This is a genomic window from Amycolatopsis sp. NPDC051061, from assembly GCF_040682935.1.
GTDB lineage: Bacteria > Actinomycetota > Actinomycetes > Mycobacteriales > Pseudonocardiaceae > Amycolatopsis.
The window spans coordinates 176,922-189,113 of sequence record NZ_JBFBBZ010000010.1; the positions used below are offsets into that span (position 1 = coordinate 176,922).

The following is a 12,192-nucleotide window of genomic DNA, read 5'->3' on the forward strand; positions in this document are numbered from 1 at the left end:
CCTACGCGGTCGAGTCGCGGATCACCAGCCGGCACGGCCGCGTGTGCGGGCCGGGAGAAGGTGAGCCGTTGATCGCCGCCAGCAGCAGGTCGGCGGCGGTCCGGCCGAGCGCCTCCAGTTCCATGTCGACGCTCGTCAGCGGCGGCTGGCAGGCCAGCGCCATGACGTCCCAGTTGTCGAAGCCGACCAGCGCGACGTCGTCGGGGACGCGGCGGCCGGCCGCCTGCAGGGCGTCGGCGACCCCGCGGGCGATCTGGTCGCTGCCGCAGAACACCGCGTCGAACGGAGAACCCGCGCCGAGCAGCATCCGCACCGCCTGCCGGCCCCACGCCTCGCTCCACTCGCCGAACATCGGCGCGCCGACGAGATCCAGGCCGTCCGAGGCGAGCCGCTCGACGGCCGCGGTCGCGCGCACGGTCGCCGAATGGTGGTGCTCGGGGCCGGTGACGTGGGCGACGCGGCGCCGTCCGGTGGCCAGGAGGTGCTCGACGGCCTTGCGCGCCCCACCCGCCTCGTCCGGCACGACGGAGCAGTCGTGCGGGTCGGCCGAGCTGATGAACGCGTACACCACCGGGATGGGCAGGGCCGCGCCGATCGGCGGCCGCGCCTGGGTCCGGCGGCCGGTGACGATGATGCCGTCGACGCGGCGCGAGAGCAGCGTGCGCAGGTAGTACTGCTCGCGGATCGGGTCGTCGCGGGCGTCGCAGAGGAAGACCGACATCTCGCCGGCGCCCAGCGCGTCCTCCGCGCCCATCATCAGCGGGATGCTGAACCGGCCGATCGTGTCGGTGGTGATCATGCCGACGGTGTAGGTGCGGCCCGAGTTGAGGGTGACGGCCGCCCGGTTGGGCTGGAAGCCCAGCTGGTCGGCGGCGGACAGTACGCGCTGCCGGGTCTCCGGGCGCAGCGACCCGCGGCCGTTGAGCGCTTTCGACGCCGTGCCGACCGCGACGCCGGCCAGCAGCGCGACCTCGCTGATCGTGGCCGGCTTGCCGACGTTTCCGGGAGTTTCCGAAAGTTTCCTCGGGGGCATGGTGGCACAGTACCTCCGGCCTCGACCGACGACCACCAGCAACGCCGCCGCTGTGGTGCAAACGGCGCTTGACGAGTCCGTGAGGAAGAGCCTAACTTGGTTCGGCAACCGGTTTCCGAGGTTTCCCGGATTCTGCCTCGCTCCACTCCTCGACGTTCACAGGCGGCGGCCTCCCGTTAGGAGAGTCGATGACTTCGCACATCCGAACCAGGGGCGCGGCCGCGATCGCGGGCGTGCTTCTCCTCGCGGCCTGCCAGAGCGGGCCGACCGGGGCGGCGGCGGGGGACACCGCCGGCGTCGACGACGGCACCACGATCACCATGTGGACCCGGTCGCCGACGGCCACCTTCAGCCAGACGCTGATCGACGCCTACAACGCGAGCCACCAGAACAAGGTGAAGCTGACGGTCTTCCCGGCCGATTCCTACCAGCAGAAGGTCGGTACCGCCGCGGGCGCGAGGCAGCTGCCGGACCTGCTGGCCGCCGACGTCGTCTACGCGCCGAACTACGCGGCCAAGGGCCTGTTCCTCGACCTCACCGACCGCGTGAACCAGCTACCGTTCCAGGGTTCCCTCGCCCCGGCGCACATGAAGGCGGCGACCTTCGAAGGCAAGCACTACGCATTGCCGCACGACATCGACCTGTCCGCAGTCTTCTACAACAAGGTCCTGTTCACCCGCGCCGGCCTCGACCCCGCGAAGCCACCGTCCACTCTGGACGAGCTGGCCGCGGCTGCGCGCAAGATCGCCGCGCTCGGCGGGGACGTCAAGGGCTACTTCTTCGGGGGCGCCTGCCCGGGCTGCCAGCTGTTCACCAGCTGGCCGATGATCTGGGCTTCCGGCGGCACGGTGCTCAACGACCAGGGCACCGCGGCCACGCTCGACAGCCCCCAGGCCGCCCAAGTCTACTCGCTGCTGCGGCAGCTCTACACCGACGGCGTCGTGCCGACTTCGGCGAAGAACGAATCCGGGCCCACGTGGACCCAGCCGTTCGCCGACGGCAAGATCGGCATCCAGCCGATGGGCGCGACCGCGTTGCAGGGCATCAAGGAGGGGCCGGACCTGCAGGTCGGCGTCGCGCCGATCCCCGGCCTGACCGGCGGCAGCTCGTCGTTCGTCGGCGGGGACGTCGTCGGCATCGGCAGCAACAGCGCGCACGCCGCGGCCGCCTGGGACTTCCTCGCCTGGACGCTGTCGGATGCGGCCCAGGTCGACGTCGTGGCGAAGAGCAAGAACATCACCGTCCGCTCGGACCTCGCCGACAACACCTACGCGAAGCAAGACCCGCGGCTCGGCGTGTTCAACCGGCTCGCCGGCCAGGGACAGACGCCGATCTCGGTCAACTTCGGCAAGACGTTCAACGACACCAACGGTCCGTGGACCGCGACGGTGATCGACGCGGTGTTCGGCGGCGGAGACGTCGGCGCGACCCTGAAACAGCACAATGCGGCCGTCACCGAGTCCCTCGCCAGTGGCAGCTGACGATGGTGTCGCTCTTGTCCTCGCGGGTGTCGGCGCCGGAGACCCCGGCGCCGGCACGGCGCGGCTCGATCGCCCGGCACCGGCGACGGCTGGGCATCGCCTACGCCACCCCGATGGCCGTGCTGGTCGCCGTCTTCTTCGTCATCCCGCTCGGGCTGATGCTGTGGATGTCGGTCAACCACTGGCCGCTGGTCGGCGTCTCGGCACCCAACGGCGTCGAGAACTACGACGCGCTGAGCGACCCCCTCTTCCTGCGCGCGGTCGGGTTCACGGTGAAGTACACGCTGATCACGACCGTGGTGCTCGGGATCGTCGCGTTCGGGCTGGCGCTGCTGGTCCAGCACGACCGGCCCGGCGCCGGCGTGGCCCGCACGGTGTTCTTCCTGCCCAGCGCGGTCGGGCTCGCGTCGACCAGCCTGCTGTTCTACGGGCTGTTCAACACCGACTCGTCCGCGCTCAACCACCTCGTGGACTTCCTCGGCTTCGGCCGCGTGGACTGGCTCGGCTCGGGCGGCAGCGCGCTCGGCTCGACGGTCGGGATGATCACCTGGCGGTTCGCGGGGTTCTACATGCTCATCCTGATGACCGGCCTGCAGAGCATCGACCCCCAGCTCTACGAAGCCGCGCGCATCGACGGCGCCACCCGGTGGCAGATCCTCTGGCGGGTGACGCTGCCGCTGCTGCGCCCGACGCTCGCGCTCGCGGCGGTGCTGTCGCTGACCGGCTCCCTGCTGGCGTTCGACCAGTTCTTCATCCTCACCGGCGGCCGGCACGACACCGCCACGGTCGTCATCGACATCTACCGCGAGGCGTTCCTGTCGCAGGATCTCGGCCGGGCCGCCGCGGTGTCGGTCGCGACGCTCGCCGTGCTCATCGTCCTCAACGTCGCCCAGCTGCGCCTGATCCGCCGGGAGGGCCGGTGATGCGGGGCGCGGGCAGGTACGTCACGAGCGCGGCGCTGGCCGTGCTGTTCCTGCTGCCGTTGCTCTGGACGCTCTACTCGTCGCTCACCGGGCGGGAGGCCGGCGACTCCGGGACCGACAACTACCGCCGCCTCGCCGACTACGGCGCCGGCCTCGGCACCTACCTGCTCAACACGACCGTGGTCGCGCTCGTCGCGGTGAGCGTCACCGTCGTGACGACCACGCTCGGCGGCTACGCCATGGCCCGGCTCGCCTTCCCCGGGCGCAACCTGCTGTTCCTGGTCACGCTGGCCATCCTGATGGTGCCCTACACGACGATCCTGGTGCCGCTCTACATCCTGCTCGGCTGGCTCGGCCTGCAGAACTCCCTGATCGGGCTGGGTCTCGTCATGGCCGTCCTCCAGCTGCCGTTCGGGCTGTTCATGATGCGCAACTCCTTCGAGGCGCTGCCGATCGAGCTCGAGGAGGCGGCGCTGATCGACGGCTGCTCGGTCGGCGGCGCGCTGCGCCGGGTGCTGCTGCGCGGGGTGGTCCCCGGCGTCGTCACCATCGCGCTGTTCTCGTTCCTGGCGGCGTGGAACGAGTTCGTCGCGCCGCTGATCTTCCTCACCGACGGCGAGAAGTTCACGCTGCCGGTCGCGCTGTTCAACCTGCAGTCCGGCAGCCTCGGCTCGGTCGACTTCGGGGCCCTGCAAGCGGGAGTGGTGGTCTCCGCCCTGCCGTGCGTGGCGGTCTTCCTCGTCCTGCAGCGGTACTACGTCCGCGGCTTCACCTCGGGAGCCCTCAAAGGCTGAGACATTCAAGGGCTGAGACATTCAAAGGCTGAGACATTCAAAGGCTGTGACAGGAGCACTCGATGACCGAACGCGTCCTCGGCCCCGCCCACCCCACGTCCGCCGCGACGTCCGCCCTGCGGCCGCTGTTCCTCGGCGCCGTCACCTTCGCGGCGGGCAGCTTGCTCGGTGGCTGGCAGGAGCGCAACGCGACCCGGACCCTGCCGCACTGCGCCGGCCAGCTCGACGTCGCGGGGGCCCTGGACAACCTCCGGCGCGTCACCGGCGAGGTCGACGCCGAGCGCCGCAACATGTGGTTCGCCGACTCCGACGTCTACAAGACCCTCGAAGCCGCCGCCTGGCAGCTCGGCCGGACGCCGGACGACGCCGAGCTGCGCGCGTTCCTGGACACCACCGCCGCGCTGGTGGCGAAGGCGCAGGGGGACGACGGCTACCTGAACTCGTACTTCGCCGTCGACCAGCCCGAGCTGCGGTGGCGGGAGCTGCACTGGAGCCACGAGCTGTACTGCGCGGGCCACCTGATCCAGGCCGCCGTCGCCGCCGCGCGGGCCGGGGTGGGCGCCCAGCTCGTCACGGTCGCCCGGCGCTTCGCCGACCTGATCGTGGAACGGTTTTCGACCGTCGACGACGTCGACGGGCACCCGGAGATCGAGACCGCCCTGGTCGAGCTCTACCGGGTGACCGGGCACCGGCCCTACCTGGAGCTGGCGCGCCGGTTCCTCGACCTGCGCGGACACGGCCTGCTCAACGGCGAACGGTTCGGCCCGCGGTACCTGCAGGACCACGTGCCCGTCCGGGAAGCCGACGAGGTCGCCGGGCACGTCGTGCGCCAGCTGTACCTGCTCGCCGGTGTCGTGGACGTCGCCGTCGAAACGCGCGACGACGAGCTGCTCGACGCCGCCCGCCGCCTGTGGGCCGACGCCTTCGGCGCGAAGACCTACCTCACCGGGGCGCAGGGTTCCCGTCACCGCGACGAGGCGTTCGGCGACCCGTACGAGCTGCCGCCCGACCGGGCGTACGGCGAGACCTGTGCCGCGATCGCGAGCTTCCAGGGCAACTGGCGGCTACTGCTCGCCACCGGCGAAGGCCGGTACGCCGACGAGATGGAACGCGCGCTGTACAACGTGATCGCCGGCTCGACCGCGCTGGACGGCACGCACTTCTTCTACTCCAACCCGCTGCACCTGCGCACCGGTCACGACGGTTCGCACGAGGACGCGCCGTCGCAGCGGCTGCCGTGGTACTCGTGCGCCTGCTGCCCGCCCAACCTCGCCCGGCTCGTCGCGTCGCTGTCGGGCTACGTGGCCACGACCGACCACGGCGGTCTCCAGGTGCACCTGTACACCGCCGGGGAACTGCGGACCACTGTGGACGGTGCCGACGTCCACGTCGGCACGCGCACCGAGTACCCGTGGGACGGCCGCATCGAGCTGACCGTGACGACGGACGCCGCGCTCACGCTGGCCCTGCGCGTCCCGGGCTGGGCGTCCGGCGCGCTGGTCGACGGCGAGCCCGCCGACGTCCGCGACGGGTACGCCGAGGTCCGCCGCGACTGGTCCGCCGGCACCACGGTGACCCTCGACCTGCCGATGCCCGGCCGCGTCGTCCGGCCGCATCCGCGGATCGACGCCGTACGCGGCTGCGTCGCCGTCACGCGCGGACCGCTCGTGTACTGCCTGGAGCAAGCCGACCTGCCCGACGGCGTCACGCTGGAAGACGTGCGGATCGACCCGGCCGCGCGGCTCGCCGAGGGAAAGCTGCCGGACGTGCCGGTGACCCTCACCGCGCGGGGCTCCGTCGAGGCGCCCGCATCGGACGAGCTGTACCCGGGCGAACCGGCTCCGGCGGCCGGCGAGCCGGTCGAGCTGACCGCGATCCCGTACTTCCTGTGGGGCAACCGGACTCCCGGCCCGATGCGGGTCTGGATCCCGGTCGCCACCACGGAGTGACCCGTCCCCGTCAGGATCGAGGTACCGATGTCACGAACCACTCTCGCGCTCACCGCCGCCGTTCTCACCGGCCTCACGGTGGTGGCTCCGGCGCAAGCCGCCGGGCACACCCTCGTGGTGAACGCCGCGGCGCCGTTCCGGCCGGTCACGCACGCCGCCGCCGGCGGCCTCTACGCGCTGGCCGAGAACAACCGGCCGGCGGATTCGACGCTGCTGCCCCTCAAGCTGAACACCCTGACCCAGCCGCCGCCGGACGTCGGGCAGAAGCCGAACGGCCAGCCGGCCGGCGGGGACGCCTTGAAGATCGCGCCGCAGGCGGACCGCGTCGGCGCGGCGCAGGTGATCCGGATGCCGGACATCTACCCGGACTTCCCCTACAAGTGGGTGGGCTGGGCCGACTGGCTGGCCAAAGTGGACACCATGGTCTCGAAGCGGCTCGCGGCCACCTCGGTGAGCAATGTCGCGGCGTGGGAGATCTGGAACGAGCCCGACTGGACGTGGGACACCGCCGCGGCGGGGGACTTCAACGCCGGATGGGCGCGGACAGTGCAACGGATCCGGACCCGCGACACCGTCACTCCGGTCGCCGGCCCCGGTTACGCGGGCTGGGACGCCAACCGGATGCGGACGTTCCTGACCGCCGCGAAGAGCACGAACACCGTGCCGGACCTCGTAGTCTGGCACGAGCTGAACCACAGCAGCGCGTCGATCGCGGCCGACGTGGCCGCGTACCGGTCCGTGGAGTCGTCGCTCGGCATCAGTCCGCGGCAGATCTTCATCAACGAGTACGCGTGGACGGACGAGGTCGACGTGCCCGGGCGCGTGGCGAACTACGTCTCGAAGCTGGAACGCGCCGGGGTGGCGGCCGCCGACCGGGCGTTCTGGTACGAGTACGGGACCGTGAACGGCCTGGTCGTGAACAACACCCAGCCGACCGGGACGTGGTGGCTCTACAAGTGGTACGGCGACATGGCCGGATCGATGGTGAGCACCACCCCGCCCGCGCAGTCCGGATTGGACGGCTTCGCCTCCTATGACACCACGCGCAAACGCGTCGACGTCGTGTTCGGTGACGAGTCGGGTACCAACTCGGTGCGGGTGACCGGGCTCAGCGGCACGGTCCGCGTCACGCTGGAGTCGACGCCGTCGTCCGGCCGGTTCACCGCCGTGACCGCGCCGACGAGCATTTCGACGTCGACCTACACCGTCGCGAATGGACAGATCACGGTGCCGGTGCCGAACATGTCCGCGACCAGCGCGTACCACCTGGTGGTCGAACCGGCCGGCGGCACTTACCAGCAGAGGTACGAGGCCGAGAACGCGTCGGTGTTCCGCGCGCAGCGGCTGTCGAGTTCTACCGCGTCCAACGGTGGTTACGTCGGCCGCATCGACAACTCCGGCGACCCGCGCAACGACAGCTATCTGGACTTCGTGGTGAACGTGCCGAGTGCGCGTTCCTACACGATGACCATCGGCTACGCGAACGGCACCGGGGCGACGTCGACCCAGGGCCTGGCCTGCAACGGCGGTGGCTGGTCGACGGTCAGCTACCCGCCGACCGCCGGCTGGGATCAGTTCGGCACGGTTTCGACGTCGGTGAGCCTGCACGCGGGCTACAACACGATCCGGCTGGTCAAGGGCGCACCGTTCTTCGCCGGCGGCACCGGTTACGCCGAACTCGACTACCTGCACCTCAACTGACGCCGCGAGTGGGAAACAGGGTTGGTGCCCAACGGGAACAGCGCGGTGCCCCTCGGCTATCTCGTCAACCTCGCAAATAGCAGCCGAAGAACGCGCTCAGCTGCGCGCGTTGCGTGGCGACGCTGCTCTCGGCGTCGACGGTGCCGATGAACGGCGCGAGCGTCGCCGGGTCCAGGCCGAGCTGGGGGAGGAGTGCCTGGTAGTCGGTGTAGCTGAAGTGCTCGCCGTCCGGGAGGTGGTGTTCGCGGACCGGGCCTTGCTGGTGGCGCAGGAACTCCTGCCACGAACCGTCGGACGCCGCGCTGTGATCGCCCGCGCTGAGCAGGAGGAACGGCCGGTCGAGTCCCTCGTCGGCGACCTGGCCGTAGTCGCGGGCGGACTGGCTGTACGCCATGCTGCCGTCGAGATCGGCGCCCGCGTCGATGCGCCGGTCCGACACCATCGTCTCGCCCGTGGTGAACCCGCCGGCGGAGTGGCCGAACATGCCGATCCGGGTCAGGTCGAGGGACAGCCCGGCCGGGAGGTTTCCGCCCCGCGTCAGGGTTTCCAGCTCGTCGAGGACGAATCGGATGTCCGCCACCCGCGTGGCGATCAGCTTCTTGCCGTCGGTGCCCGGTGGCAGCGCCCGCCGTTCGACGCGGCCGCCGGGGAACTCGACCGCCGCCGGTTCGTGGGTGTGGTCGACGGCCACCGTCACGTAGCCCTCGCTCGTGAGCTGTTCCAGCTGAGCGCTGCCGACCGAGCGCGGGTACTTCGCGCTGGGGGAGTAGAGCACGACGGGCCGCCTTCCGCCGGCCGCGGGCACGCCGGTGCGGGCGTGCGTGGGAAACGTGTAGTCCAGCCGGTTCGCGGGGATGCCGAGCTGCGCCGCGTCCTCTTCGGACACGAGCTTCGCGGCACCCGGCGTCAGGTACGGCGCTTTCGGGCCGCTGCCGGGTCGCGCCGGGTACCGGACGGTCACCATCAGCTCCCGCGTCGTGCCCGCGACCCAGGGATCGGGCCGCGCGTGGTCGACCAGGTGGAGTTCGGTGCTGCCGATGGCGTAGGGCCCGGTCGGCGCGGGCAGTTCGAGCCTCGTGGCCGCGGCCGCGGCCGGAGCGGCGGAAACGATGAGTGCGCCGGAGAGTCCGGCGAGAAGTGCTGTTCGCATCGTTTGACCGTATTGACGCCGCGGTCGTGTGACATCGGGATGATCACCGAGGTCATCCCGGTCAGGGTCGGCCGAGACAGCGCGCGGTGGGCAGGGCAGGCACCCGGCGTCCGCGGTGGCCGGTCATCTCCCGGTTCGCCACCAGCGCGTTGAGCACCGCTTCCTCGACGACCTGCACCACCGCTTCGAAGAACGGGTCGATCCGGCCCCACGGCACGGATCGGAGGTTTTCGTACTCCGCGACCGCGCGTGGCCCGGCGCCGTGAACCGCGCGCTGGCGGCGGCGTTGTTGTGTTTCGTGGACCCGAAGCTGCTGCTGGTGGTGACGAGCACCTCGATCGTGGTGGTGTACGCGGCCCTGTGCCTGGGTGCGATCAACGGCCGCCGCACCGGCACGACGGCGCGCGCGATACCGGATGCCGTGGTTCCCGGTGGCGCCGGGCCGGCGCTTGGCCGAACCGCCTTCGGACACCGTGGAGCGCCGGGTGAAGTAGAAGAAGACGGCGGACGCTGCCGCCGGCACCGCGGCGACGGTGATCCAGAGTCGAGCCCGCGTCGGCGCGATTCGCGGGGTACAGGCTCGTTCATGCTTCCGGTATGGGCAACGCGAGCGCGGCCCCGGGGAAGATCGCCCCGGGGCCGCGCTCAGCTCAGGATCAGAAGCCGTAGATCGTTTCGTAGACCTGCTGCTGGTTCGTCGCCACGAGGCCGTTGGCCCACAGCGAGTTGACCCGGCTGCGCTCGGCGGAGTTCGGCACCGCGTTGGTGCAGGACGGGCCGGGGCCGCCGCCGGACATCAGTTCCGAGCACGGGCCCGAGTAGTGGTCCGGCAGCCCGAGGGCGTGGCCGGTCTCGTGCGCCGCGATGCGGGTCGGGTTGTACTGGCGGGCCTGGGTGTAGTCGATGAAGATGGTGCCGCTGCCGTGACCGTTGGTCGAGGCGTAGGACCCGCGGGGGTCGTTCCCCTCGGTGTAGCGCAGGCTCGCGCCGGAGTTGCGCTCGACCAGTCTGACGTTGGTCACGCTGCGGTTCCAGTTGGCGGCACCGGCGTTGATCACCGAGCGGAACGACGGTGCGCTGGCCGTGCTGTAGTAGACCGTGGTGACGGCCGCTTCCTGCTGGGTGCCGGCCGGAGCGGCGGACGCGGTGCCCGCGGCGATCGGCGTGACGGCCAGGGCCAGCGCGACGGCGCCGGCCAGGGCGAACTTCCTCGACATCGGAAGACTCCTCGTGGGGGGACGGGGATTTGCCGGATTTGCGCGCGCTGTCGAAAATTTACCGGCTGTTCGCCATCACCGGAGCCGACTTCCGTAGGGCGGTGGGAATGGTGATTTACCAACACTAACTACGGGTTGACAAGCCGGGATCACGCGTGTTCGCGAGCTCTTCCGCGAGGATGAGGTTGACGTGCACCGAGGCGTGCCCCAGCACGCGCCGTGCGGCGGCCAGCGCGGTCAGGGCCACGAGGACGCTCGTCCCGACCAACAAGCCCCCGACGGTGTCCCCGGGGACAACGGCGGCAATCGAGGCAGCGACGAGAACGGGCGGCCACCAACGGGCGGGGAGGGCGTGCCGCGGGCGCCGGACCCCGGCTCGCGTGCGCTGCCGGTGCAGGGCCATGTCGCCTCCGATCCGCCGCCGGGTGGTCCTGCATCATGACTGACCGACTCGTCCGTGTTACCGGGTATTCGCGGTCCGTACACGATCGCCCGAAATCTCCGCCGAACGGCGCAACCCGGCCTGCTGTGGGTGTCGGGGGGCGACGTGGAGATCACCACATCGGGGCTCGAAGTCTGTTCGATCAAGTGTTAACCCGACGCGCTTAGGATGGAGGGAGGAGGTGGACATGACGTCGGAAGAGCTGATGGTCGAGTTCGCCTTGACGCGCTTGGATCACCCGGACCTGGACCTCGAAGACCTGGCGGCGCTCGTGGTGCGGCGGGGTGGGCCGGAGCGGGTGCTGGAGTTCGCGTCGGAGAATTTGGCGGAGCGGGGGGAGTTGCGGGGAGCGCCGTTCCCGACCGCGGTGGAGCACGTGCTGCGGGTGGTGCTCACCTTGCGCGGTCCTTCGGACTAGCTCGCGGTGGGTGGGTGACCGGTCGTTCTCCCGGGCCCGCCGGGGGTGCAGCGGAGCTGGTTCCCGCGTGGGTGACCGGTCGTTCTGCTTGCTTCCCGGCCGCCGGACGTGCAGGAGTACCAGCTTCTCGCGCGCTAGGGTGACCGGTCGTTCTGCGTGCCTCGGCCGCCCGGTGGCGTGTAGATGGCGGTTGAGTGACCGGTCGTTCTCCTGAGCCCCACCCGCCGCGCGGCGCAAGCCTCGCCGGTCGAACACCAGCTCCCGGGCCGTCCCCAGCGCCGTCGCGATGGCCCCTGCCAACACCGCGTCCTCACCCAGCTGCCCCGCCACGATCTCCGGCCGTCGACCAGCAGGCCCATGCCGATCCCGGTGCCCACCGTCAAGCACACCAGCACGTCGACACCCAGCGCCGCCCCGAGGGCGTGCTCGCCCACCGCGCACAGGTTCGCGTCGTTCTCCACCACGACGTCCACGTCCGAACCCGCGACCGCCAACGCCGCGACCAGCTCGTGCAGCAGCCCGCGCCGCTCCCAGCCCGGCAGGTTCGGCGCGCGGTGGACCGTCCCCGTCGCCGGGTCGGGGACGCCCGGCGTGCCGACCACCGTCGAGACGACGTCGTGCGGGGACAGCCCGGCGGAAGCCACCGCCCGTTCGACGGATTCGCTTACGGTGCGCACCAAAGCACTCCCCGAACGGCACCGGTTGGGCTCGTCGAGCCGCGCCACGATGCTGCCTTCCAAATCGGCCACGGCGATCCGGATCGCCCGCCGTCCGATGTCGACGCCGACGACGTGCCCCGCGTCCGGCGCCGCCCGGTAGACGACCGCCGCGCGGCCCGGGCCGGCCAGGCTGCGGCCGGTGGTCCGGACCAGTCCGTGCTGTTCGAGGTCGAGGAGCGCCTGTCCCACTGTGGGTTTCGACAGCCCCGTGTCGGCCGCGATCTGCGGTCGCGTCGCTTCACCCTGGCCGCGCAGCCGCTCCAGCACCAGGCGCTGGTTCAGCGCCCGCATGCTCGCCGGCGTTCCCACCTGCGGCCCGATTCGCCCCACGACGTCCCCACTCCGATCCGCGTTGCCGCAAGTTT

Annotated in this window: 12 protein-coding genes and 1 pseudogene; 7 read left to right on the forward strand and 6 right to left on the reverse strand. The window is 71.0% G+C overall.

Features of this window, described 5'->3' with window-relative positions:
- Window position 1 precedes the first annotated feature (1 nt).
- On the reverse strand, window positions 2-1,033 hold the full coding sequence (locus tag AB0N03_RS16275; RefSeq protein WP_364371473.1) for a LacI family DNA-binding transcriptional regulator: 1,032 nt from the start codon (window positions 1,031-1,033) through the stop codon (window positions 2-4).
- Window positions 1,034-1,221: 188 nt separating this feature from the next.
- Between AB0N03_RS16275 and AB0N03_RS16280 the strand changes: the two genes are divergently transcribed.
- The 5 genes from AB0N03_RS16280 (at window position 1,222) to AB0N03_RS16300 (ending at window position 7,881) form a co-directional block, all read left to right on the forward strand.
- Window positions 1,222-2,514, forward strand: coding sequence for a sugar ABC transporter substrate-binding protein (locus tag AB0N03_RS16280; protein ID WP_364371476.1), 1,293 nt, complete (start codon window positions 1,222-1,224; stop codon window positions 2,512-2,514).
- Window positions 2,515-2,516: 2 nt separating this feature from the next.
- Window positions 2,517-3,437 (forward strand): sugar ABC transporter permease, encoded by a 921-nt coding sequence (locus AB0N03_RS16285; RefSeq protein ID WP_364371479.1) that lies wholly within the window; start codon window positions 2,517-2,519, stop codon window positions 3,435-3,437.
- Window positions 3,437-4,231, forward strand: coding sequence for a carbohydrate ABC transporter permease (locus AB0N03_RS16290; RefSeq protein ID WP_364371669.1), 795 nt, complete (start codon window positions 3,437-3,439; stop codon window positions 4,229-4,231). Before AB0N03_RS16285 ends, AB0N03_RS16290 begins: the two co-directional genes overlap by 1 nt.
- 62 nt (window positions 4,232-4,293) lie before the next feature.
- Window positions 4,294-6,180 carry a beta-L-arabinofuranosidase domain-containing protein gene (locus AB0N03_RS16295; RefSeq protein ID WP_364371482.1) on the forward strand — a complete coding sequence of 629 codons (1,887 nt, stop codon included), beginning with the start codon at window positions 4,294-4,296 and terminating at the stop codon, window positions 6,178-6,180.
- Between the two features lie 27 nt (window positions 6,181-6,207).
- Window positions 6,208-7,881, forward strand: a complete 1,674-nt coding sequence (locus tag AB0N03_RS16300) for a carbohydrate-binding protein (RefSeq protein ID WP_364371485.1) — start codon at window positions 6,208-6,210, stop codon at window positions 7,879-7,881.
- A 64-nt stretch (window positions 7,882-7,945) separates the two neighbouring features.
- Here AB0N03_RS16300 and AB0N03_RS16305 read toward each other — a convergent pair whose 3' ends face one another.
- Together AB0N03_RS16305 and AB0N03_RS16310 are read right to left on the reverse strand one after the other, a co-directional pair.
- Complete coding sequence (locus AB0N03_RS16305) at window positions 7,946-9,031, reverse strand: alpha/beta hydrolase (protein ID WP_364371488.1); 1,086 nt, start codon at window positions 9,029-9,031, stop codon at window positions 7,946-7,948.
- A 61-nt stretch (window positions 9,032-9,092) separates the two neighbouring features.
- Window positions 9,093-9,248 (reverse strand): P1 family peptidase, encoded by a 156-nt coding sequence (locus tag AB0N03_RS16310; RefSeq protein WP_364371490.1) that lies wholly within the window; start codon window positions 9,246-9,248, stop codon window positions 9,093-9,095.
- Between the two features lie 21 nt (window positions 9,249-9,269).
- On the opposite strand from AB0N03_RS16310, the pseudogene AB0N03_RS16315 reads away from it, so the two are divergent.
- Window positions 9,270-9,471, forward strand: a pseudogene (locus AB0N03_RS16315) (APC family permease); the annotation flags it as partial.
- Between the two features lie 216 nt (window positions 9,472-9,687).
- On the opposite strand, the gene AB0N03_RS16320 reads toward AB0N03_RS16315, so the two are convergent.
- Both AB0N03_RS16320 and AB0N03_RS16325 read right to left on the reverse strand, forming a co-directional pair.
- A complete protein-coding gene (locus AB0N03_RS16320; RefSeq protein WP_364371493.1) occupies window positions 9,688-10,248 on the reverse strand; it encodes a snapalysin family zinc-dependent metalloprotease in 561 nt (186 codons plus the stop codon).
- 124 nt (window positions 10,249-10,372) lie between these two features.
- Window positions 10,373-10,519 carry a hypothetical protein gene (locus AB0N03_RS16325; protein WP_364371496.1) on the reverse strand — a complete coding sequence of 49 codons (147 nt, stop codon included), beginning with the start codon at window positions 10,517-10,519 and terminating at the stop codon, window positions 10,373-10,375.
- Window positions 10,520-10,877: 358 nt separating this feature from the next.
- On the opposite strand from AB0N03_RS16325, the gene AB0N03_RS16330 reads away from it, so the two are divergent.
- Window positions 10,878-11,108 carry a hypothetical protein gene (locus tag AB0N03_RS16330; RefSeq protein ID WP_364371499.1) on the forward strand — a complete coding sequence of 77 codons (231 nt, stop codon included), beginning with the start codon at window positions 10,878-10,880 and terminating at the stop codon, window positions 11,106-11,108.
- Window positions 11,109-11,242: 134 nt separating this feature from the next.
- On the opposite strand, the gene AB0N03_RS16335 is transcribed toward AB0N03_RS16330, so the two are convergent.
- Complete coding sequence (locus AB0N03_RS16335) at window positions 11,243-12,157, reverse strand: ROK family protein (RefSeq protein WP_364371502.1); 915 nt, start codon at window positions 12,155-12,157, stop codon at window positions 11,243-11,245.
- Window positions 12,158-12,192 lie beyond the last annotated feature (35 nt).

Excerpts from the sequence above, each read along its gene's own strand:
- AB0N03_RS16305 (WP_364371488.1), bottom strand. The coding sequence starts at position 9,031 with ATGCGAACAGCACTTCTCGCCGGACTCTCCGGCGCACTCATCGTTTCC.
- AB0N03_RS16300 (WP_364371485.1), top strand. The coding sequence starts at position 6,208 with ATGTCACGAACCACTCTCGCGCTCACCGCCGCCGTTCTCACCGGCCTC.
- AB0N03_RS16285 (WP_364371479.1), top strand. The coding sequence starts at position 2,517 with ATGGTGTCGCTCTTGTCCTCGCGGGTGTCGGCGCCGGAGACCCCGGCG.
- AB0N03_RS16320 (WP_364371493.1), bottom strand. The coding sequence starts at position 10,248 with ATGTCGAGGAAGTTCGCCCTGGCCGGCGCCGTCGCGCTGGCCCTGGCC.
- AB0N03_RS16280 (WP_364371476.1), top strand. The coding sequence starts at position 1,222 with ATGACTTCGCACATCCGAACCAGGGGCGCGGCCGCGATCGCGGGCGTG.
- AB0N03_RS16330 (WP_364371499.1), top strand. The coding sequence starts at position 10,878 with ATGACGTCGGAAGAGCTGATGGTCGAGTTCGCCTTGACGCGCTTGGAT.
- AB0N03_RS16275 (WP_364371473.1), bottom strand. The coding sequence starts at position 1,033 with ATGCCCCCGAGGAAACTTTCGGAAACTCCCGGAAACGTCGGCAAGCCG.
- AB0N03_RS16290 (WP_364371669.1), top strand. The coding sequence starts at position 3,437 with ATGCGGGGCGCGGGCAGGTACGTCACGAGCGCGGCGCTGGCCGTGCTG.
- AB0N03_RS16295 (WP_364371482.1), top strand. The coding sequence starts at position 4,294 with ATGACCGAACGCGTCCTCGGCCCCGCCCACCCCACGTCCGCCGCGACG.